Genomic DNA, 23,391 nt, shown 5'->3' with positions numbered 1-23,391 from the left:
TTAGAGAAGCGGTTAACAAATAAACTCAAAAAAAATTAAAATTAAAAAGAAAACTAATTGAAGACTTTATCTGGATTGTAGCCCATATATGGCATGGCTTGCTCATTAAAAACAACGCCATATGATTCTAATTCTTTCAGGATGGGTTCGTAAACTTCTTTTTGAATAGGAAGTTGAACCCCACTAGTTTGTATTTTACCATTTAAAATCAATAAAGCGGCCATTGCTACGGGAAGCCCAACTGTTTTTGCCATAGCCGTGTACATTTGGTCATCGCCAATACACACCATTTTGGAATCGATTTGAGAAGTTATCCCGTTTAATTCGTAACCAAATTTGTGATACATGACAATCATATCTTTATCCTCAGGTTGTAAAGTCCAACTATCTGTTAAGATTTTCTCCAAAATTTGTGCGGGAGTCGCATTTTTTAATCCCACTGTTTTGGCCTTACTAAACAAATCCAACTCCACTAGTTTATCCCACATAATATCGTCTTGGTCTATTTTGAGAATGTGTCGCATCTTTAGTTCAACCGAATCAGTAGGGTGATAAGGCAAAAAGGAATTCACAAACTGTCGATAGGTCATTGCTTCGGATCCTTCCATGATATAGCTATCATCGGTCATTCCTAATTGCACAAACATATTCCAAGCTTTAGAGAATCCTACTCTGCGAATAGTACCTCTATATAAAGTAAGAATATCATCTAAGCCGTAAACCGAACGATATTTTAAAGAATCTCGATTAGAATAAGCTTCGAATCTGCCATAACCTTCGACTTCTAAAAATTCGGTTCTGCGAAACAAATTGCAATAGGGTATGTATTTGTAAGCGCCTTCTTGAATGAATTTGGCCGCACCACCTTGACCAGCTAACACCACATTTCTTGGTGCCCATGTAAATTTATAATTCCAAATATTGTCATCCGATTCAGGTGCGACTAATCCACCACAAAAGGATTCGAATAAAAGCATTTTGCCTCCTTTTTCTTTGATCTCATCGATAACTTTCATCGCACTCATATGATCGATTCCAGGATCCAAACCAATTTCGTTCATAAAAATGAGTCCTTTGGCTTTGACTTCTGCATCCAAAGCTTGCATCGCTTCACTGATATAAGAAGCCGTAACCATATTTTTTTGGAACAAAACACAATCTTTCGCAACTTCTATATGTAAATGCGCGGGCAACATAGAGATAACGATAGTGGCTTTTTGAATCACTTCTTGTCGTTGTTGCGTATTAAATATATCTAAAGCAATTGGGGTAGCATTAGGATGATTGTTGGTTTTTTTCTGAGCCAATTCCATCGATAAATCTCCAATAATGAGATGTAATTGCTCTTTTTCTGACTTCGACAGTAAATATTGAATCAACGACGAAGCCGATCTTCCTGCACCAATAATGAGTATAGTTCTCATAAAATTATGATTATTTAACACAAACATACAATTTTGTTGTATTTATAACAAGTAGATAGTGTTAAAACCTAAAATTTATAAAAATAAAACAGAAATAACTGTTTTTGTTTCAAATGTAATAAATACTTTTGCAGTAGATTCTAAATCGGAACTATGAGTAAAAAAGTAATTACGACTGCAGCCCTTTTAGGAATGATAGCTATCATTTTAGGAGCTTTTGGCGCACATGCCTTAAAAAAAGTACTTTCAACCGAAGAACTTGTTACCTTCGAAACGGGTGTTCGCTATCAAATGTACCATTCTTTATTCCTGCTATTCATTGGTTTGACTACTTCGTTATCTGAAAAATCTAAAAAAATCATTTATTATTTTACCGTAACTGGAGTTCTTTTGTTCTCAGGTTCTATTTATTTTTTAGCCACAAACACTTTAACTTCGTTCGATTTTAAGAAAATCGGCTTCGTCACTCCTATCGGAGGTGCACTTCTAATTTCAGCTTGGGCGGTTTTACTGTTTGACTTTTTAAAAAACAATAAAAAGAAAATATAAAACAAAAAGAACGATTAAAAATTAATTTATACTTTTACACCGAAACAAATAAAAACTAACTACAATTTTATGGACACTAACACTCTTTTCACGAAATCGATTTCGTTAGAAAAATTAGGAATTGAGAATGCCAAAATTCAGTATCAATTAACTCCAGAGGAATTACATACTTTAACTCTTGCTTCTGGTCAAGGTAAAGAAAACTCAACTGGAGCTTTAGCCATAAATACAGGAACATTTACAGGCCGCTCTCCTCAAGATCGATTTATAGTAAAAGATAGCATTACCGAAGACAAAGTATGGTGGGGCAAAGTGAACATCCCATTCACTCCAGCGGCATTCGATGCATTATGCAAAAAAGTTACCGCACACTTATCCAACAAGGAAGTATTTGTCAGAGACGCTTATGTTTGTGCCGATGCTAATTACAAATTGAACATCCGTGTAGTGACCGAAACACCTTGGGCAAACTTATTTTGCTACAATATGTTTTTGCGTCCAACCGCACAAGAATTAGAAAACTTTACTCCAGAATGGACTGTGATTTGCGCACCAAGTTTTGAGGCAGATCCTGAAGTGGATGGTACACGTCAAAGTAATTTTGCCATTTTAGATTTTACCAAAAAAATTGCGCTTATCGGAGGTACTGGTTATACTGGAGAAATGAAAAAAGGGATCTTCTCGGCATTAAACTTCATTCTACCTGTTGACAAAAACACCTTACCTATGCACTGTAGTGCCAATGTAGGTAAAAATGGAGATACTGCCATCTTCTTTGGACTTTCAGGAACTGGAAAAACAACCTTATCTGCTGATCCAGAAAGAAAATTAATTGGTGATGATGAACACGGTTGGACAAATGAAAACACCGTTTTTAATTTTGAAGGAGGTTGCTATGCGAAAGTGATTAACCTTACCGAGGAAAATGAACCAGACATTTTTAGAGCCATTAAAAAAGGAGCGATTTTAGAAAATGTAGTATTTAAAGCAGGAAGTAACGAAGTAGATTTTGAAGACGTTTCCATCACGCAAAACACTCGTGTAAGTTATCCAATTACACATATTGACAACATTCAGCCGGATTCTATTGGTAAGAACCCAAAAAACATCTTCTTTTTAACAGCGGATTCTTTTGGTATTATTCCTCCTATTTCAAGATTAACTCCAGGGCAAGCGGCCTATCATTTTATCTCGGGTTATACCGCAAAAGTAGCGGGAACAGAAGCTGGAGTAACCGAACCGCAACCCAATTTCTCGGCATGTTTTGGCGCACCATTTATGCCCTTACACCCCACAAAATATGCTGAAATGTTAAGTCAAAAAATGAAAGACGCCGATGTAAAAGTATGGCTCATCAATACAGGCTGGACAGGTGGTCCTTATGGCATAGGAAGCCGAATGAAACTAAAATACACACGCGCTATGATTACCGCTGCATTAAACGGGGAATTAGACGATGTTGAGTATGTGGATCATGTAGTGTTTGGTATTGCTAAACCTCAAACGTGTCCAAATGTACCGAGCGATTTCTTAAATCCGAGAAATACTTGGGAAGACAAAGCCCTATACGATATAAAAGCCGTTGAATTGGCACAAAAATTCAAAGCTAACTTTGCAAAATTTGAAGAATTTGCCAATGAAGAAATATTGGCTGGTGGACCAAGAATATAATTGAACATTACAACAAACCAAAATAAATCAACCAAAAACCAAAAAGAGCTGTTCCGCAAAGAACAGCTCTTTTTATATTAGTCCTGTCAATTATTTTTTCTTTTTATCTATAGCCTCTTGAATGATTTTCCAATCGTAAAAATGAAACGTTTTACCGTTACTCATAGCCATAAACATTCCTTTATCGAAAGGTGATCCTAGATTAATTGCTGTGGCATCAGCACCATCACACTCAATGGTAGATGTAGGAACTTCGGCCAATAATTTATGATCGTTAGGATTGCCATTGCTTCCTTCTCTTGCATAAACCATAAACGAATTTGCTTGTTGGTTGGAGACCAAAATATATCCCGTAGTGGCTGAAGCTTTATATATGGCAATTCCCTCATGATCTGCCTTACAATCTTTTTTGCCAAAAAGGGCTATTTCTTGGTTATCATTTAAAGAAGGATCGGCTTTGTATTTACGAATACCAAATTGTTCATCACTATAATACACCGCTCCCAACTCATTATCTACTGCAATGGCTTCAATTTCTTTTTTGCCGCTGTAGGCACCAAATTTACGCACCAAAGTAGCTTCAACTTTGGTATTGTTAGTTCCTTTCAATTCATATTCCCATAAATAAGAACCCGAAGGCCCAGATTTTCGGCCCACAATTGCAAAAATCGCTTTGTCTGAAGGACGAGTATAAATAGCAATTCCCATCGGGTCCCTTTCCAGTTCTCCTTCAAAAACAGGGATACCACCGTTATCGAGAGGTTTCAAATCAGGTAGGCTAAAAATTCGAATTTTATTCGTTTCGCGTTCGGTTGTAACCGCCACATCAGTTGCTACTCCATCAATTGTTAAACCATAGGCAATATCCACATTATTGGGTCGTTTAATCGTTTCGGACTTTTTTATAATTTTGCCTTGCAAATTAAAAACATACAATCCGCCGTCGGTGTCTTTATCGGTTCCAATCACAAGACTTTGTTTTGGGTCTGTGGGATGAATCCAAATAGCTGGATCATCGGTATCATGCAAAACGGTTTCAGTTACAACAGTTGGTTTTAGCCCATCTTTGCGCAAAGGAGCTAACGAAGTGGAACAAGACGTTACAAACGCAGTAACGATTAGTAAACTACAATATTTATTCATTTTATTACTTTTTTTTATCAATACTAGTTTTAAAAATCACATTACCTTCAGCATCTACCACTTGTGCCAGTAGTTGATCTTTGGTTAATGAAAAAGTCATGAAACCTGCTTTTTCAGCCCAAAACAAGGTTCCTTCACGACTGCCAGAAGGTCGCACTTCACAGGCGGCACCCGACAAAAATTGAGTAGTATAGCGATTTTTGGGTTTAATAATTTGTAGATCGTGTTCGTGTCCACAGAAATAAGCATCCACTTTGTAGGTGTCAAATATGTTGGCAAATTTAGTTTCAAAATTTTTGGTTTCTGGGCTGTCTTTTCGTTTTCCACCACTATACAACGGATGATGCCCTACAACTATTTTCCATTTTACAGTAGCATCTTGAGTAGCGAGTTCTTTGATCAACCATTCCTTTTGGGCTAAAGTATCTTGCGCCACAATATTATCGTACATGTAAGTCCCTTTTTCGTGATACTTATCTATAAAAGGTGAGGTATCCATGACCAAAAGCAACACTTTGTTTCCATCTTCTAATTCAATCATCTTTTTGTAATAGGTTGAAGGCAAATGCCATCGTCTACTAATAGAGGAATACTCTATTTGGGCTTTTAAGTTGCCTCTGTAATCATGATTTCCCAAGGCTACATACCAATCGTTTTGCAAACTGTACTGGGTATACACCGATTCAAAGGAAGCCAACCATGAATAATCCTGAGTACTTCGAACACCGTTGGGATAAAAATTATCTCCTACAGTGATCACAAATTTAGAGTCGAGCGTGGCGGCAGCTTTTCCCATTTGGGTGGCTACCTCTTTTTGAAAAAACTGCCCGTAACGACCAAAATCACCCATTAACAAAAAATCCAAACTCTTGCTGGTTTTTTGTAATTGTGGCAAATACCCTTCTGTATAACCCGAAAGATCTCTTTTGGTTGGGTTTTGCGCACTAAGCAGTTGTGCTACAAAAAAACATATAAATAAATTCTTCATGGGATAAAATTAAAAAAAACAAACAGGAAATACATCCTGTTTGTTTCATTAACAAAAACAGACAACAATTACAAGTCGAACTTCAAACCAAAATTATATCTAGCTTGATAGTATTCCATTTGCATTGTGCGGGAAGCTATACCTTGGTAATAGCGTAAAGGTTGATTGGTTAAGTTATTTGCCTCGGCAAAAATTCTTAATTTGTTAGTTATTTTATAAGAAGCATTAGCATCCAAAAACATTTGCTTGTCATAGTATCTATCTTCAAATTCGTCAGCACCCAACTCGTCTAAATAATCTGCCGTGTAATTCAATGAAATACGCGCAGAAAATCTTTTATTTTCCCATGATAAAGAACCGTTAAACATATGAGGAGCAGTTCCAGGCAAGCTTACATTTGTTCTTTCTTCACCACTAGCATTTGTAACACCTTTGGCGTCAGACTCTGTAAAGGTATAATTCAAATAAACCCCTAAACCTTTAAAGAATTGACCCGGAATAAAGTCCAATTGTCTTTGTATTGCTACTTCAAATCCATAAATACTCACATTATCACCATTTCTTTGTTGCGTTAATCCCCAATTTCCAGGATTAGTTGCAGGAATTGGATTAGGTTGTCCTGGGAAATCAGCCGTAAAATCAGCATTAGTATATTGGCTATTTCTATATGTATAAATAAAATTATTCAAGTTTTTATAAAAAGCCCCTCCTGACAATAAACCTACAGATTTATAATATTTTTCGGCCATCAAGTCAAAATTATAAGCGTAAGTAGCTTTTAAGTTTGGATTTCCTGCTACAATTTCAGAATCGTCATCTGGAATAACACTAATAAATGGAGATAAATCATAATAATTAGGTCTAGCTAAAGAAGTAGTAAATGCTGCACGATATACCCAATCCTTTTTACCATTGTATTTAAAAGCTAAACTTGGTAATACATTGGTATAGGAATTAGTGTTATTGATTTCTTTAAGCTTTTTTTCTTCATCTTCTACATAATTTGCTGTATAGTCAATATTGGTGTTTTCAACACGTAATCCAGCAATCATGGATAAATTGGAAGTAAAATCCTGATCCCAACGAAGGTAACTTGCAAAAATACTTTCTTTAGCTTTATAATTCAAAGCCAAATATTCAGAAGGAATATCCTTTTTATTAAACAATAATGGATTATTCAAATCTAAAGCTCCTAAGAATGAATTACTAGCAAATGTTCCAGGGATATATTGTGAACCTGGTTGAAATTGTTCGCCACCGTAAAAACTAGATGAAATTACATTTAGGTTCCCAAGCGCCGTAATTGGTGCATATTCGAAAAAAGTATTTTCTCTTTTTTTGTCTTTAATTCTAGCTCTAGCACCAAATCGAAGTCTTCCTTTTTGATCTTCAATAACTGATAATGGCAATCTGAAATTTAATTTTGCTCCAAATTCAGATTCTTCAGTATAATTATCGTTTTCAGAAAGCGTTCTGAACTTGAAATTTTCTGTTGCATTAGCTCCAAGAGATGAAAGTAATGGAAATCTTGTATCCACTAAATCTTGATTAATATCTAATTTAGTATTTTGATATTCTACGTAACGTTCGCCTGGTCTATCCTCACTAGCTTGAGCGTAATTAATAGCCCAATCCATATCAAGTTTAGAACTTAAAAGGTGCTCCCCTCCCATGGCATAATTTTGTACAATTTGTCTTTCTAGACGTGCATTTTTATTGTCTTCAATTCCACCTTTTGTTTGTCTTCTCACATCACCTTTGTAACCAATAATGTTATCATTAGCGTCATAAGTTGGTTTGATTCCACGGAACCTGGTACGGTAACGATTTTCGAAATCATCTCTGAAGTTGTACATCGCATTAACATAAATAGAATTATTTTCGTTAAACTTATAATCCGTTGCTAATGAAAATGAGTTTCGAATACGTTGAACATCATATTTTCTAACATCATATTCTTCCATATAAACTTGGTCTTTTTTTCCTTTCACCCAAACACCTTCAACATTATCAGAACCAAAATTATTATTGTTATACGAGGCACTTAAAACTGCACCTAATTTTTTATCTAAAAAACGATTCCCAAGTACCAAACCAGCTGTATAATTCCCCTTTTCTCTAATTGGGCTATATCCACCTGCAAGAGTAGCCGATACTCTAGGACCATTTGGAGTAGCACGAGTAATTAAGTTAACCGAACCTCCAATCGCATCAGCATCCATATCAGAAGTAAGGGTTTTGTTCACTTCTATAGTGGATATCATATCGGAAGGAATCAAATCCATTTGTACATTTCGATTATCTCCTTCCGCAGAAGGAATTCTGTCCCCATTTAATGTCACCGAGTTTAAAGAAGGCGCTAAACCTCTAATAATAATATTTCTAGCTTCGCCTTGATCATTTTGCATAGTGATACCTGGAACTCTTTTTAAAGCGTCCCCCACGTTGGCATCTGGAAAACGCCCCACTTGATCTGAAGAGATGATGTTGGTAATATTTTGATTGGTTTTTTGTTTATTTAAAGCCTTGGATTGCCCTTTTAATCGATCGCCTACCACTACTTCATTTAATTCAGTACCCGTAGCTTTTAAGTTAAAAGTAACACTCACGTTTTTACCACTTTCTACCTCAACCTCCATAGTTTTCATGGCGTACCCCATGTACTTTACTTGTAAGATATATTTCCCTACATTAAGGTTCAAAAACTCATAATTTCCGGTATAATCTGTAACGGCATATTTATTGAATCCTTCTATTTGGATCAAGGCCCCAGGAAGCGGCAATTGATCATCAGCGTCTAACACTTTCCCCGAGACAACACCTTTTTGGGCATGTCCAACTAGGAAAATTAAGAAAAACAGTACTACTAATTTTGCTTTCATTTTTTTAGTTAAATAGTTATTTGGCAAAAGTAGCACATCAAATTTCATAGTATTTTACCTTACTTTTAACAAAGGATTAACAAACTCAAAGAAAGAAGTATTGCCTAACAATATAACAACTTGCAAGAAACAATAAATTAACCTAGCCCTAAAAATCAACCCGTAAACAAAATAGAATCAATATTTTATAATGTAAATCATTTTTTGGCGTTAAATTTGTAAACATCAATCAAAAAATCAATCAATCATGTTACAATCCTTTTTTATTTTATGTTCAGGAGCTGATAAAAACCTGCTTGAAGGTTGCTCCCAAGGCGAAAAAACCAAATTTGTAGGCATTGGCGCCACCGTATTTTTTACTGCCGTGATGGCTTTTTTGGCGAGTGCCTATGCCCTATTTACTGTTTTCGATAGTGTTTATCCAGCAATAGCTTTTGGAATTGTTTGGAGTTTGCTTATTTTCAATTTAGATCGTTTTATAGTATCGACCATTAGAAAAAGAGACAAGCTAAGTGCCGAATTTTTGCAAGCTACTCCCCGAATTTTATTGGCAATTATCATTGCGATTGTGATTTCAAAACCGTTAGAAATTAAAATCTTCGAAAAAGAAATCAACACGGTGCTTTTAAAAGAGAAAAATGCAATGGCTTTGAAGAACAAAAAAGAAGTCGCTGATTATTTCAAAACCGATTTGGATAAAAACAAAGCCGAAATCACCAATTTGAAAACCGAAATCAGTAAAAAAGAAAAAGAAGTCAACACCTTGTATGAAACTTACATCAAAGAAGCCGAAGGAACGGCTGGCACCAAAAAACTAGGTAAAGGCCCGGTGTTTAAAGAAAAAATTGCCAAACACGATTTGTCTAAAAAAGAATTGGATACCTTACAAAAAACCAATCTGGCCAAAATTGCTGTGCTAGAAAAAGAAAACAAAAAATTGGAAGCCGATTTGGACAAAAAAGTAACACAAACCCAACCTATTATTGATGGTTTTGATGGACTGATGGCAAGAATCAATGCTTTAAATAGTTTGCCTTGGTTGCCTTCTTTTTTCATAATGTTGTTGTTTTTAGCCATAGAAACTTCACCTATTATTGCCAAATTATTGTCTCCCAAAGGGGAATATGATTACAAACTAGAAGACCTCGAAACAGCATTAAAAGCTACAATAGAACAGGACAAATACCAACGCACTCTTTTGGTACAAACCAGCGCTAGTATGCACGACAAAGTGTATGCGGATATTGCCGAAGACAAAAGATTGTATGATTTACAACGAAAAAATGCAACAGATTTATTGGAATTACAATCCAATACTTTTGTAGAAAAACAAAAAAAAACACTTTAAATAAAAAGACATAAAGTCAAAAGGCAAATTGTCTTTTGACTTATAACTTTTGACTTTATGACTTAATAATGATGTATTTTTCTGGAAAACTTCTTTATTGCTTCTGTCTAAAACTAACCGGTGTAAATCCATAAAACTGTTTGAATGCAGCCGAAAAATGTGATACATCTTTATAGCCACATTGATATGCCACCTCGCTTACATTTAAAATTTTATTTTTAAGCAATTCTTTTGCGCGTTCCATTCTGAGTTGAGTAACATACGTTTTTATGGTACAATTAAAACACGATTTAAATCCTTTTTTCAATTTAAATTCGTTCAGTGCAATGATTCTAGAAAGCTCTGATAATGAAGGAGCATTTGTGTAATTTTCTTGCAAGATGACTTTGGCTTGATCTAGCTTAGCCCTATTTCCATCTTCAATAACAATCTTATGATCTGTACTAGTTAATATCTCCAATTGAAAAATGAGCAGCTCCTTGATTTTAGATTCTAAATACATTTTTTTTATAACCCCTTCAAATTTACAAGTCTTAATTTCGTGAAGAATCCATTGAATTCCAGAATTAAAAGACGCATATTGCATTGATAGATAACTGGTAATCTTTGATTTAATTTGCTGTGAAAAACTTTCATGAAGTGCCCAATTTGCATCTATTAATTTCGAATAATAATCCGGTGCTAGAATTATTGAAAAACAATCTAATTTTTGAAAAGCAGGTACGGTATAGATAACCTTAAAATTAGAAGCATAAAAAATATTATGTGTGTGCTCAACAGAATTTTTTTCTCCCGCAAGATGCTCTATTTGTTCCACTGTATGTGAACTTGAGAAAAAATTCATTACAATAGATTCTCCCACGATTTGAACTTCAATGGCTGTTGCTGCTGCAAAAAACATTTGTGCGTAAACGATCATAACGCCATCGGCTATCTGGTATTGAAATGTAATTTGATCTGTTTCGCCATTCTTCACTTGAATTGTTTCACTGTAAAAGTGACTCTTTAACTGATAATAATTAACCGTTTCTAGTGACAAAATGGGCTGCTGCTGCTCTACAATTCTTGAAATAAGTTTCAAAATATAATCCGTTTTTACAAAGTTATAATCCGTTTTTCCCTATTCGATAGAGGGATTAAGGCGGTATTTTTGCGCAAAATTATTTATATTAAGTCTAATTAAGAATTATTTTTAGTTAAATATCACATTCAAAAACCATGTTTAGCAAATATACCTGTCTCTTGTTGTTTCTATTTACGTTGCTACCCGCCTTATCGCAAACAAGTACTACTAACAACAAAAACTTTAAAATTGACAAAAACAACGCAAATGACACTATTGCAGAAAACCTAAAAAGTGTCATCGTAAAAGGAAAACCTAAAAAACAAAAATTAGAGACAAGTGGATTTGCAGTAGCCATTATTGAAACCAAAGAAGCCTCCTTACGCAACTTAACTACTAATGAATTACTTGATCGATCTGTAGGAGTTAGGGTAAGGCAAAATGGCGGCATAGGATCTAATGTAGAGTACAACTTAAACGGAATGTCTGGTAGTGCTATAGGAATGTTCATTGACGGAATAGAAATAACAACTTTTGGCTCCTCATTCAATTTAAATAATATTCCACCAGCTATGATTGAACGTATTGAGGTTTACAAAGGCATTTTACCTTCGCATTTAACAGGCGATTACGTAGGAGGAGCAATAAATGTAGTTCTTAAAAAAGATGTCTCTAAGAATACAGCAACTGCAGCAGTATCCTACGGCTCATTTCAAACTTTACAATCTGATTTAGGAGTTACTTTACGAGACAAAAAATCGGGACTGTCCTTTAGAGGTTCTGGCTTTTATACCTACACGGATAATAGTTTTGAAACTTGGGGCAGGTCGACCACATTTGTAAATCACTTACAGCAAATTACCAGACCGTATAGAGCCAAACGATTTAACAATACTTACAAAGCAGTAGGAGGACGTTTTGAAGCTGGCTTTACAGATACGAAATGGGCTGATCAATTTTTTATAGGCTATAACGGATCAAGTAATTACACTGAGATTCCGCACGGCATTACTATGGCTGTACCTTATGTGGGCCGATTTAACGAAACTAAATCACATGCCCTACTGCTAAATTATACTAAGAAAAACTTTTTAGTACAAAATTTAGCTTTGAATATCAATGCCGTACGAAGCGTACGAAGCACCTACCTGCAAGACACCATAAGCTATGCATACAACTGGGACGGAACGATTAGAGAAGTAATTGAGTTTGGCGAGAGAGTTCCTTTGCGTACCAATGGCGGACAGCAAGGTCCTAAAACAATTACCAATACCGATAGGAAAATTAAAAATGCAAGGACAAACTTAGGTTATCTGATCGCTAGCGGACATCGTATTTCTCTAAATCATAAGTACGAAGCGACCAACAGAAAAGATGAAGATTTGTTAAACCCTTCCCTCAGAGAGCTTGCTACCAAAAGCTTGGTTACAAAAAATATTGTTTCCTTAAACTATGAAGCCGAAAGTTTCAATAAAAAATTAATTACCAATTTGTTAGGTAAGTACACTACAAACAAAACCAATCAAACAAAGTATGACATTGTGACAACTGATGGAGCCAACACCATTGTACAGAGTGAAAGCAGTACGTCAGACTATAATTTTGGATATGGTGCAACAGCATCTTATCAGATGATTGAAAAACTTTTTGTCATTGGTTCAACCGAAAACTCCTATATCATGCCAACCGAAAATCAATTGTTTGGAGCACCTGAAATTAATATCTTGTCCAACCTTACCTTAGAACCAGAAAAAAACATCAATTACAATTTAGGTTTTAGATGGGGTCCAATTGATTTTAAAAAACACAAAATATCTTTCTATGCAAATGCCTTTTGGCGAAACGGCTTTAACAAAATCACACAGCAAGCTGTTGATGTATCTGAAATTGAAGAGGAATCAGATGCTGATATCCAAACCACAAGATATGTAAATCTTGGCAAAACCCAAGCCCGTGGTTTTGAAGCCGAAATTATCTACGTGTATAACAACAAATTGAATGCCTCTGTAAATTTTTCGAAATTTAATAATGTATTCAAGCTAGAACGAGACAATAACGGTTTACCACATACTTTTTTTGGACAACAAGTCCCAAACGAACCTTTTTTGACGGCCAATGCCAATATTCAATACAGACTTAATAATGTGTTGCAAAAAAATTCGGTACTCAATCTCTACTACAACACCGGTTTTGTGGGTGAATATTATGTAGTGTGGGGACAACCTGATTGGTCTTTGACTCCAAGTCAATTCACTCATGACATCGGTATAAGTTACGGATTTCCATCTAAAAAACTCATTGCTAGCGTAGACGTAAAAAATATTATGAACGCCGAGATTTACGACAACTTCTCGATACAAAAACCTGGTAGAGGAATTTACTTCAAATTGAATTACACCTTTAGTACATTTTTATAATCAAATTAAAATCAATATCATGAAAAAAAATCTATTTAAAATAACAGTCTTAAGTACTGTAATGACAGCACTTACTTTAGGAAGTTGCAGCAATGACGACTCAGAAACTGTTGCACCTCCAGCAGTTGATGCCACACGATGGATTACACTTACCGGATCATTCCCAGATGCTGCAGGAACGGCTGGTAACGGAGGAACACGCGCCTATGCGATAACCCCTCAAAATGCTGCTAATCCAGATTATGTAGTTGATTTATTTAAACTGAACGGATCTACTTACGTGGAAGGTTTTGCATTAAAATCAAGCCGAACTGCTCGCGTACAAGCATCAGCAGATGGAAAATTTTTATACAATATTCAGTATACTGGTACCGAGGGCGGTGTTTTTAATAAATATAGCGTAACTGGCGCTGGAAAATTTGAAGAAGTAGGATTTGAATTGAACACTTCAGTAATTTTAGGAACATCACCACGCTGGGTAAAAGCTGCAGAAGGTGTTGGAGTAGGTGTCTCGTTTGGAGACGCACTAGAACCTTTTACAGGAACAGCTCCTAATTATGTATATAGAAATCCAAAAGGAGTAATTAAAATTGCCAATATTGACTTAAACAATACGGCAATTACAAATACCGGAGCGATCAATGTTGATTTAGGAGCCGATTTAGAATCAAAGGGATACCACATCTGGAGAGCTGACGTACCCGTTTTAAACGAATCGAAAACTAAACTGTACATAGGGGTGGGCATCAGAAGACATAATGTTAATGGTACCGTAACTACAAATGCTACAACTGGTGCCATTACAGGTTGGGCAACTACAACTAACAGAGATTTAGGAACAGTTTCGTATGTGGTGGATTATCCTTCTTTAAAAAATCCGAAAATTATCATCTCTGATAAAAGCATAATTGATAATTTAGGCTACCGCACCTTGACACAGTATGTAGGCACTGATGGCAATTTGTACCAAGCAACTGCTACATCTGGTCCAGATATTCTTCGAATCAGTAAATCAACAAACGAATATGATGCATCTTATCATTTTAATTTAAATACTGCATTAAACACTACGGGAGCTAGTATTAAAGCGTGGAGATATATTAAAGACGGTATTGCAATTGTTATGTATACCGTAACGGGAACTAATGGCGGGTATGTTGCACTAATAGATTTGAATACCAGATCAGCAACAAAGTTAACAACAGAGGTAGAAACTGATCCAGCATTAACAACTACTTTTGGTCAATTTCAAAACATAGGACTTATAGGTGATAATGTGTATTTACCCTTTACACCAGCAGGTAAAGATGGAAATATTTACATTGTAAACTGGAAAACCAAATCAATTACAAAAGGTGCAAAACTAAAAGCAGCTTCAGGCAGTTTTTATTTAGGCGCCTACTAAATAACTTATTTAAATCTTGTTAAAAAACCAAAAGTCAATAGGGCTATACTCTTTTGACTTTTGGTTTTTTAATGTTTTAGTAATTTGGGGGTTTAATAAATTACATCTGACTCAAGATTTCCTTCTTAAAAGCGTCGTACTCACCTTGTAAAATCAAACCGTTGTCTAATAGCTTTTTATAATTCTGCAATTTGGCAAACAATTCTTCTTGGTTCAAACCGGCACTAGAAACAGGCTCTGCTTCGGTTACAAAACTAGCCTCGTGAGTGGTTGTTGCTGGCATAATCTCTGCAAAATTTGTTACTTCCTCAGTTTCTACTTCTTCAATAATTTCAGCTTCGGGAATAATTACTGCATCGGCGATTGGAATGGTTGCTCCATTTTTCAAACTATCCAATTGTTCTTTTGCATAAGTGTAAATTTTGCGCGCTTGAATTTTTGGAATGTAATCAATCGTTACTTGCAATTCTGTTTTGGTAGAAAAAGTAAACTCTGAACCTAAAATATTCTCTTTTACAAAAGCGCCATCTACCTCATCCCAAGTGTAATCAATAAAATGCATCGAAAGCCCTAAGTTTTTGGGCTGACAAATAATAATTCTTTTATTGGTCAACACAATACTATCGGGTAAAACCGTCAACGCTGGTTTCTTTTGAACAGCAATGTACCCCACTTCTTCATTTTTCATTAAAATGTCGTTGAGTTTTGCAGTAACCTTTTCAATTGCTTTGGGATCTTGCTCTTCGTTTAAAAATTTTTTAATATGTTCTTTCATGGTACTACTAAGTTACTAGAATAATTGTTTTTTGGTTTATTAAAACCTTCTTTAGGTCATCATCAAAATACCTTAACAAAAGTAATACCTAAATTAGATACTCCATTTTAAAAACCTTGGCTTCATTAAAATATAATAATAATTAAAAGTAATTGAAAGATTTTTTTAAAACAATGCCTAGTGTCAAAAAATAATCTTACAAAAAAAATATCATAATATCCTAATTTTTACTAACTTAGACAGTAATTAGCCTCAAAAGACATGGACGAATTAAAAATTTTCATCGTAGAAGACGACCCTTTCTTTGGAGAAACTTTAAAATATCATCTAAAGTTAAATCCAGATTTCAATGTTTTTTTATACGGCACTGGCAAAGAATGTCTTAATAATTTGCATCTAAAACCAGCTATTATTTGTTTGGATTTTGGTCTTCCAGATATTACAGGCGACATATTACTTAAACGTATAAAAGAAATCAACAACACTATTCCGATCATCATCATTAGTGGTCAAGAGGATATTGAAGTAGCCGTTAATTTTTTAAAATCTGGCGCAACTGATTATATTGTAAAAAGTAATCATACCAAAGATTTACTTTGGAATTCTATTTTAAAAATAAACGAAAACCGAAGTCTTGCTCAAGAAGTTGCTGTTTTAAAAGAAAAACTAGAGCAAAAATTTAGTTTTGAACAAACTATTATCGGTCAAAGCAGCGCAATCAAAAATGTTTTTAACAGAATAAACAAAGCCATAAATAACAATATCAACGTATCGATAACAGGAGAAACTGGAACAGGAAAAGAAGTTGTTGCCAATGCCATTCATTACAATTCCGATAGAAAAAACAAACCATTTATTGCCGTAAATATGGCAGCAATACCCAAAGAGTTAGTAGAAAGCGAATTCTTTGGCCACGAAAAAGGAGCTTTCACTGGAGCTAATGATAGAAAAAGTGGCAAATTTGAACAAGCCGACGGTGGTACCATTTTTTTGGATGAAATAGCCGAATTGGATTTGAATTTACAAAGCAAATTATTACGCGTGTTGCAAGAAAGAGAAGTCGTGCGTGTTGGTGGGACTACCAAAATAAAATTTAATGCCCGCCTGATTATTGCTACTCACAAAGATTTGGCTCAAGAGGTAAAAAAAGGAAATTTCAGAGAAGATCTTTATTACAGAATCATCGGATTGCCCATAGAACTTCCTCCACTAAGAGAACGAGAAAATGACACTTTGCTTCTGGCCAAACATTTTATAGACTTGTTTGTGAAAGAAAACAAAATGTCACCTCTTTCCTTAACTAAAGCAGCCAAAGATAAACTCTTAAAGTATGCCTTTCCTGGTAACATTAGAGAATTAAAATCGGTCATCGATTTGGCTTGTGTAATGTGTGATGAAAACGAAATTTCAGATGACGACTTGAGTTTTAACAGCATCAACTCGAATGATTTGTTCCTCTCTCAAGAAAAAACATTAAAGCAATACACTGATGAAATCATTCTTCATTTTTTGAAAAAAAACAATAACGATGTACTGAAAACCGCCAAAAAATTAGACATCGGAAAATCTACAATTTACAACCTGTTACAAACCGTTGAACTAAAAAAATAACCAACTATGAAAGTAGCTTCCTTTTTATTCGAAAAACAAGACTTCATAAAAGAAATCAACAATGAACAACTATCCATAAAAGATGCTGATTTAGTGATTGGGTTTGGTGCCAGTGACTTAGTTTCGGATGTGTCTCATTACAATGCCATTCGAGAAAAATTCCCCAAAGCAGTTCTAGCTATGGCCTCATCAGCGGGTGAAATATTTGATACAGAGGTTTTTGACCACACCATTTCACTTGTAGCAATGCAGTTTGACAACACAAAAATTGCTACATCCGAAGTCAATATTGATGATTATAGTAACAGTTTTGATGCCGGAAAAGCATTAATAACACAACTTCCTACAGCAGATTATAAACTAATCTTTGTGCTTTCAGATGGCGGAAAAGCAAACGGAAGTGAACTCGTAAAAGGGATTAATGAAGCTACAGAGGGTAAAATTTTAGTAACTGGTGGTTTGGCTGGAGATGGTACAAAATTTGAAAAAACCTATGTAGGGATCAACCAATTACCCACATCTGGAAAGATCATCGCTATAGGTTTTTACGGCGAAAAACTACAAATATCACATAGCTCGATTGGTGGATGGGAAAGCTTTGGACTGGAACGTACCGTTACAAAATCTTACAAAAATGTACTCTATAAAATTGACAACAAAAATGTATTAGAACTATACAAAAACTACTTAGGAAAATACGCTGAGGAATTACCTGGCTCTGCCTTATTGTTCCCGCTTTCGATAAAAGTAAACGATAAAGATGATGTTATTGTACGCACGATTTTGTCTATTGATGAAAAAAAACAGTCGATGACTTTTGCTGGAGATATACCCCTTGGCAGCAAAGTACGTTTCATGAAAGCTAACTTTGACAAAATCATAGATGCGGCTAGTGATGCTGCTAACAATTGCTTAACCATGAACGAATTGACACCTAAACTAGCTATATTAATTAGCTGTGTGGGACGAAAAGTGATTTTAGGCAATCGAATTGATGAAGAAGTCGAAGCCGTATCTGATATTTTTAATCATACCACTTTACTCTCTGGTTTCTACTCTTATGGCGAAATTTCGCCACTGCGTCCTTTTTCGGGTTGTGAATTACACAATCAAACCATGACCATCACTTGTTTAAATGAACTTTAATTTATGACTACTCTTCATAAACTGTTACAAAAGCAAATCAACAAACACCTTTCGCCTGATTGCATGCAAAACCCATCAATGATGGCCTTTTTGAATGCCGTAAACGGCTCCTATGCTGCTTATGAAAGAGACCGAGATTTAATGAATCATTCTTTTAAAGAAAGCGAAAAAGAATACCATGAAATTCATCAAAATCTTAAGAAAGAATATGAACTCAAACAGCAATCTATTGCTAATTTATATGATAGTCTTGAAGCGCTTGAAGACGACTACAAGAACTTAAAACCTGAGAATGAAGTGGATGATATTATATTCATTTCGAAATACTTGAACCAACAAATCGAGAAGCGAAAAAACACCGAAAAACATCTTTCACGAACCGTTGAACTCTTAAAAACTCTTTTGGCCAACCTACGATCTGGTATTTTGGTAGAAGATGAAAACAGAAAGATTCTTTTTACTAATCAATTGTTTTGCAATATGTTTTCAATACCAGTAAACCCAGACGATATGGTGGGTTTAGATTGTACCAATTCTGCAGAACAATCCAAACACTTGTTTAAAGATCCAGAATGCTTTAAAGAAGGAATAACCAAAATTTTAATCGATAAGGAAATAATAACCAACGAACTATTAGAAATGGTAGATGGTCGTTTTTTTGAGCGCGACTATATTCCCGTATTCATTGCAGAAGAGTACAAAGGACATCTTTGGAAATATACTGATGTTACCCAACGTATAGAAAATCAAATATTATTAGCACAAAGCGAACAACGCAGCCGTATTGTAATGAACTCCTCGCTAAATGCCATTGTAACCGTTGACGACAAAGGAAAAATAACGTTTTGGAACGATCAAGCTACTGCTACATTTGGCTATACTTCTGAAGAAGTTTTGGGTAGAGTGTTTACCGAATTTATGATTCCAGAGCGCAACAAGGCACAATGGGAATACTCAATTTATCAATATTTAACAGAAGGTCATAACGATTTTTTGAACAAACATGTTGAGCTCATTGGTGTGCATCAATCGGGCAACGAATTTTTGGCCGAAATATCGATCATCCCAATTACTCAAAACGACGAAACGTTTTTCTGTGCTTTCCTTCAAGATATTTCCAAAAGAAAAGAAGCCGAAAACCAGCTCTCAGAAAATTTAGTGCTACTTCAAACACTCTTGGCAAATCTACAATCAGGCATCATGGTTGAAGATATGAATCGCAAAATTGTGTTTACCAATCAACTCTTTTGTGACATGCGTAACATTACTCTTTCGCCTAGCGAAATGATTGGACAAGATTGTAGAGAATTAATTCGCAGCACCAAACTTATCTTTAAGAATGAAAAACAATTTGTTGAACGCATTAACAAAATCATCGACGAGAAGCAATTAGTAGTTCAAGAATTAATAGAGACCAAAGACAACCTTTTTTACGAAAGAGATTATATTCCCATCATTATTTCACAAGAATACAAAGGACACCTATGGAAATATACAGATGTTACTCAGCGTATTCATAATCGAAATTTATTAGAGCAAAGTGAAGAGCGCAACCGCAACATCATGAATGCTTCACTAAATGCAATTATCAATATTGACAAAAAAGGAAAAATAACGTTTTGGAACAATCAAGCTGAAGTCATTTTTGGATGGAAAAAAGAAGAAGTTATGGGCAAAACCCTAACCGAAACCATTATTCCAAAACAACATCATCAAGGTCATAATGCAGGTATAAAACATTACATATCCACTGGAGAAGGCCCTGTATTGAATAAAAACATTGAACTCCCCGCCTATAACCGACAAGGAGAAGAATTTCCAATAGAAATTGCGATTATACCTTTAAAGGAAAAAGGAGAACTATTTTTTTGTTCCTTCATTCAGGATATTTCCGAACGAAAAAAAGCAGAAAACAAACTCAAGTACCAAGAAGAAAAATACCGCAACATTATCTCTAATATGAATCTAGGACTTATAGAAGTAGATAATCAAGAGATCATTCAGTTTACCAATCAAAGTTTTGCAACAATGTCTGGTTATGATATAGAAGATTTGATAGGCAAAAATCCGTCAGAAATATTTGTTTTTGGTGAGCATTTTGACATCATGAACCAAAAAAAAGAACTTCGCCAAAAAGGGGTGTCAGATGTGTACCAAATTCCCATAAAAGATAAAAATGGTGAACTCAAATGGTGGGCCATAAGCGGCGCTCCTAACTATGACGATCAAGGAAATTTAGTAGGCTCTGTAGGGATTCACCTCGATATAACCGAGCAAAAACAACTCGAAATCGAACTCAACCAACAAAAACTAAAAGCAGAAGAAGCCTCCAAAGCTAAAGAAGTTTTCTTGGCCAATATGAGCCATGAAATACGAACACCTCTTAACGCAATCATTGGTTTTTTGAGAGAATTGGGCAAACAAGATCTTACGGATTTACAAAAAAAATACATTGATAATAGCACAATTGCTTCCCGACATTTACTAGCCATTCTCAATAACATTTTAGACATTTCTAAAATTGAAGCTGGCGAAATGGAACTCGAAAATGAAGATTTCTATTTTGAAGTATCAATAGATAAAGTGATCAAAGTTTTACAACCCTTAGCCAAACAAAAAGGATTGAGACTTTCTGCTAGTATTGACACAAAAATTCATCCAGTATTGAAAGCCGATTCGTTACGAATAGAACAAATTCTATTCAATTTAGTAGGTAACTCATTGAAATTTACACACAAAGGCAGAATCGATTTGAAATGCGAAGTCATAGCTGATCAAGCCAATTTTCAGAAAATTCAAATCAAAATTACAGATACTGGAATTGGAATGGATCAAGACTACATCGAAACCATTTTCAAGAAATTTTCTCAAGAAGACAAAGCCGTTACAAGAAAATTTGGAGGAACAGGTTTAGGAATGGCCATAACCAAAGAATTGGTAACGTTAATGCATGGCGACATAAAAATAGAAAGCGAAAAAGGCATCGGGACTACTTTTTTTATTACACTCCCTTTAGAAAAAGGAAGTCCAGACAAAGTAAAAGAACCCCACAAGGAACTCAATGTAAACATTTCAGGACTTTCGATTTTATTGGTAGAAGACAACAAAATGAATCGAATGGTACTTCAAAATTCGATGCAGTATTTCAATTGTGCAGTAACCGAAGCCGAAAACGGAGTCGAAGCACTCGAAATTTTGAAATGTCAAACCTTTGATATCATTTTGATGGATATCCAAATGCCAGAAATGGATGGAATTGAAGCTACAAAAATTATACGAAACGAATTCAAACTCAATACTCCTATTATCGCTTTGACCGCGAATGCCTTCAAATCAGAAATAGAAAACTGCAAAAATGCAGGCATGGATGACTATGTAACCAAACCTTTTGATGAATTTTTATTGGTAGAAACTATTGCAAAACTCACTGTAAACCGCCCAAAAAATAGTTCGTCATTTAAAACAACAGACCGTATTTCAAAAATTTATAATCTTGGTGTATTGAGAAATTTGAGTAGAGGCAATGAAGATTTTGTACAAAAAATGATCACCATATTTGTAGAGCAAACTTCTCAAATCCTCATGGATTTAGATGTCGCACTACAAGAAAACAACTTTACTAAAATCAACCTTTTGATACACAAAGTAAAACCGAGTGTGGAAAGTCTGGGAATAAGTAACGTCTTGAAAGACATTGCAACACTAGAAAAAGCAATAAAAACAAACCCACAAGAAGTTAAAGCTTTACTTCATAACATCAAACTCGTTTTAACGCTAGCCATTACGCAACTTCAAAAAAACGAATTAAAAAAGTAACTTAATTGGAATGATTTTCCATATTTTGGACAAAAAGCACAAGCCCAAAAGCACCAATCCTTTTATTTATGGGGGTTGGTGCTTTTTGGCTCGGAATTGGCATAGTTTATTTAAAATAGTATACTATGAAAAATCCAACTCAATTCAAATTCTTTATTGTAGACGATGATATTTTTTGTGCCAATGTCTATGAACAATATCTCTCCAACCTTAACTATACCGACATTACTTATTTCAGCAATGGTAAAGATTGCCTAAACAATCTCGATCAAAATCCAGATATTGTTTTTCTAGACTATAATATGGATGATTTGACAGGATTTGAAGTTTTGAAAAAAATCAAACGACACAATCCCAATGTATATGTAGTAATGGTTTCAGGTCAAGAAAATATCAAAACCGCTGTGGATGCTTTGAAATATGGTGCTTTTGATTATATAACCAAAAACTCGTTTGTTTGCGATAAAATGACTCAAATTATACATAAAATTAGTCAAGTAAAAACAGAAACTAATTATTCAAATCCAACAATATTCAAACGCCTTATGAGTATTTTTTAAATCAATATCCTACAATAAAAAATGAAAACATTAATACCATTAGTGCTATTGCTTCTACTTTTAAGCAGTTACAAATCCTACACCATTTTGGAATACAAAAAACAAACTAACTGGAACCGAAATTAAAGAGTTCAAATCTTTTGAAATCCCTTTAAACAAAGAAACGTACCTCAAAAACTATACGATTTGCACTAAATTTTCCAGAAGTTTCTCAGTAGAAATAGATGGTACTTTTGTGGGGATAAAAGGTCTTTATAAACTCACTGATTTACAATTACTTTCTAAAAAAGAACCTTTGATTTTTTATAATGAAAGTACAGAACATCCTTTTTCTATAAAGAAAGGAAAAGTATTAGCACAACTCAACTAATGTAGTATCGACTTTAAAATACAAAGAAACTCGACTCATGCTCATTAGAAATCTGATTCTAATGAGCATGATTTCGTTTACGTAATTTGGAGTATTAGACCAAAGCAAGTATAGTATCAATTGTCAAGATCTCTATTTTCATCAAACACACCTTACTTCAGCTCAAAACCAATTTCTCAAAAAAATCCGACTGGTTCTATTTAAAAAATTCCAAAAAACGAAT

The 23,391-nt window shown here is 34.8% G+C and carries 15 protein-coding genes; 9 read left to right on the top strand and 6 right to left on the bottom strand.

Going from position 1 to position 23,391, the window contains the following annotated elements; translation table 11 throughout:
• Positions 1-53: 53 nt before the first annotated feature.
• Positions 54-1,424, bottom strand: a complete 1,371-nt coding sequence (locus BXU11_RS15345; protein ID WP_078213242.1) for a saccharopine dehydrogenase family protein — start codon at positions 1,422-1,424, stop codon at positions 54-56.
• Positions 1,425-1,577: 153 nt separating this feature from the next.
• Here BXU11_RS15345 and BXU11_RS15340 point away from each other — a divergent pair, with 153 nt between their 5' ends.
• Together BXU11_RS15340 and pckA are read left to right on the top strand one after the other, a co-directional pair.
• Positions 1,578-1,973: a DUF423 domain-containing protein gene (locus BXU11_RS15340; RefSeq protein ID WP_024982593.1), complete on the top strand. Its 396-nt coding sequence runs from the start codon at positions 1,578-1,580 to the stop codon at positions 1,971-1,973.
• Positions 1,974-2,042: 69 nt separating this feature from the next.
• Positions 2,043-3,644, top strand: coding sequence for a phosphoenolpyruvate carboxykinase (ATP) (gene pckA, locus BXU11_RS15335; RefSeq protein WP_024982592.1), 1,602 nt, complete (start codon positions 2,043-2,045; stop codon positions 3,642-3,644).
• A 90-nt stretch (positions 3,645-3,734) separates the two neighbouring features.
• On the opposite strand, the gene BXU11_RS15330 is transcribed toward pckA, so the two are convergent.
• The 3 genes from BXU11_RS15330 to BXU11_RS15320 all read right to left on the bottom strand — a co-directional run bounded on the left by BXU11_RS15330 (position 3,735) and on the right by BXU11_RS15320 (position 8,657).
• Positions 3,735-4,787: a phytase gene (locus BXU11_RS15330; RefSeq protein WP_078213241.1), complete on the bottom strand. Its 1,053-nt coding sequence runs from the start codon at positions 4,785-4,787 to the stop codon at positions 3,735-3,737.
• A gap of 4 nt (positions 4,788-4,791) precedes the next feature.
• Entirely contained in the window at positions 4,792-5,775 is a 984-nt protein-coding gene (locus tag BXU11_RS15325) for a metallophosphoesterase (RefSeq protein WP_078213182.1), read from the bottom strand.
• A gap of 68 nt (positions 5,776-5,843) precedes the next feature.
• Positions 5,844-8,657 (bottom strand): TonB-dependent receptor, encoded by a 2,814-nt coding sequence (locus tag BXU11_RS15320; protein WP_024982589.1) that lies wholly within the window; start codon positions 8,655-8,657, stop codon positions 5,844-5,846.
• Between the two features lie 247 nt (positions 8,658-8,904).
• Here BXU11_RS15320 and BXU11_RS15315 point away from each other — a divergent pair, with 247 nt between their 5' ends.
• On the top strand, positions 8,905-10,005 hold the full coding sequence (locus BXU11_RS15315) for a DUF4407 domain-containing protein (protein WP_078213181.1): 1,101 nt from the start codon (positions 8,905-8,907) through the stop codon (positions 10,003-10,005).
• 94 nt (positions 10,006-10,099) lie between these two features.
• Here the strand turns inward: BXU11_RS15315 and BXU11_RS15310 are convergent, their stop codons facing one another.
• A complete protein-coding gene (locus tag BXU11_RS15310; RefSeq protein ID WP_024982587.1) occupies positions 10,100-11,086 on the bottom strand; it encodes an AraC family transcriptional regulator in 987 nt (328 codons plus the stop codon).
• A 137-nt stretch (positions 11,087-11,223) separates the two neighbouring features.
• Between BXU11_RS15310 and BXU11_RS15305 the strand changes: the two genes are divergently transcribed.
• Together BXU11_RS15305 and BXU11_RS15300 are read left to right on the top strand one after the other, a co-directional pair.
• On the top strand, positions 11,224-13,485 hold the full coding sequence (locus BXU11_RS15305) for a TonB-dependent siderophore receptor (RefSeq protein WP_078213180.1): 2,262 nt from the start codon (positions 11,224-11,226) through the stop codon (positions 13,483-13,485).
• 19 nt (positions 13,486-13,504) lie between these two features.
• Positions 13,505-14,890, top strand: coding sequence for a hypothetical protein (locus tag BXU11_RS15300; RefSeq protein ID WP_024982585.1), 1,386 nt, complete (start codon positions 13,505-13,507; stop codon positions 14,888-14,890).
• A gap of 100 nt (positions 14,891-14,990) precedes the next feature.
• Here BXU11_RS15300 and BXU11_RS15295 read toward each other — a convergent pair whose 3' ends face one another.
• Positions 14,991-15,665 carry a PH domain-containing protein gene (locus BXU11_RS15295; protein ID WP_024982584.1) on the bottom strand — a complete coding sequence of 225 codons (675 nt, stop codon included), beginning with the start codon at positions 15,663-15,665 and terminating at the stop codon, positions 14,991-14,993.
• A gap of 261 nt (positions 15,666-15,926) precedes the next feature.
• Here BXU11_RS15295 and BXU11_RS15290 point away from each other — a divergent pair, with 261 nt between their 5' ends.
• From BXU11_RS15290 to BXU11_RS15275, 4 genes are all read left to right on the top strand, one after another.
• Positions 15,927-17,276, top strand: coding sequence for a sigma-54 dependent transcriptional regulator (locus tag BXU11_RS15290; protein WP_024982583.1), 1,350 nt, complete (start codon positions 15,927-15,929; stop codon positions 17,274-17,276).
• A 6-nt stretch (positions 17,277-17,282) separates the two neighbouring features.
• Positions 17,283-18,422, top strand: coding sequence for an FIST signal transduction protein (locus BXU11_RS15285; RefSeq protein WP_024982582.1), 1,140 nt, complete (start codon positions 17,283-17,285; stop codon positions 18,420-18,422).
• 3 nt (positions 18,423-18,425) lie between these two features.
• Positions 18,426-22,238, top strand: coding sequence for a PAS domain S-box protein (locus BXU11_RS15280; protein WP_078213179.1), 3,813 nt, complete (start codon positions 18,426-18,428; stop codon positions 22,236-22,238).
• 125 nt (positions 22,239-22,363) lie between these two features.
• Complete coding sequence (locus BXU11_RS15275) at positions 22,364-22,798, top strand: response regulator (RefSeq protein WP_024982580.1); 435 nt, start codon at positions 22,364-22,366, stop codon at positions 22,796-22,798.
• Positions 22,799-23,391 lie beyond the last annotated feature (593 nt).

Source organism: Flavobacterium sp. LM5 (assembly GCF_002017945.1).
Lineage (GTDB): Bacteria > Bacteroidota > Bacteroidia > Flavobacteriales > Flavobacteriaceae > Flavobacterium > Flavobacterium succinicans.
The sequence above is the reverse complement of the archived record's forward strand: the minus strand, read 5'-3'. Positions and strand labels throughout refer to the sequence as shown.

Coding starts and splice junctions, on each gene's coding strand:
- BXU11_RS15280 (WP_078213179.1), top strand. CDS start 18,426: ATGACTACTCTTCATAAACTGTTACAAAAGCAAATCAACAAACACCTT.
- BXU11_RS15285 (WP_024982582.1), top strand. CDS start 17,283: ATGAAAGTAGCTTCCTTTTTATTCGAAAAACAAGACTTCATAAAAGAA.
- BXU11_RS15305 (WP_078213180.1), top strand. CDS start 11,224: ATGTTTAGCAAATATACCTGTCTCTTGTTGTTTCTATTTACGTTGCTA.
- BXU11_RS15340 (WP_024982593.1), top strand. CDS start 1,578: ATGAGTAAAAAAGTAATTACGACTGCAGCCCTTTTAGGAATGATAGCT.
- BXU11_RS15315 (WP_078213181.1), top strand. CDS start 8,905: ATGTTACAATCCTTTTTTATTTTATGTTCAGGAGCTGATAAAAACCTG.
- BXU11_RS15320 (WP_024982589.1), bottom strand. CDS start 8,657: ATGAAAGCAAAATTAGTAGTACTGTTTTTCTTAATTTTCCTAGTTGGA.
- BXU11_RS15345 (WP_078213242.1), bottom strand. CDS start 1,424: ATGAGAACTATACTCATTATTGGTGCAGGAAGATCGGCTTCGTCGTTG.
- BXU11_RS15330 (WP_078213241.1), bottom strand. CDS start 4,787: ATGAATAAATATTGTAGTTTACTAATCGTTACTGCGTTTGTAACGTCT.
- BXU11_RS15325 (WP_078213182.1), bottom strand. CDS start 5,775: ATGAAGAATTTATTTATATGTTTTTTTGTAGCACAACTGCTTAGTGCG.
- BXU11_RS15290 (WP_024982583.1), top strand. CDS start 15,927: ATGGACGAATTAAAAATTTTCATCGTAGAAGACGACCCTTTCTTTGGA.
- BXU11_RS15275 (WP_024982580.1), top strand. CDS start 22,364: ATGAAAAATCCAACTCAATTCAAATTCTTTATTGTAGACGATGATATT.
- BXU11_RS15300 (WP_024982585.1), top strand. CDS start 13,505: ATGAAAAAAAATCTATTTAAAATAACAGTCTTAAGTACTGTAATGACA.
- BXU11_RS15295 (WP_024982584.1), bottom strand. CDS start 15,665: ATGAAAGAACATATTAAAAAATTTTTAAACGAAGAGCAAGATCCCAAA.
- pckA (WP_024982592.1), top strand. CDS start 2,043: ATGGACACTAACACTCTTTTCACGAAATCGATTTCGTTAGAAAAATTA.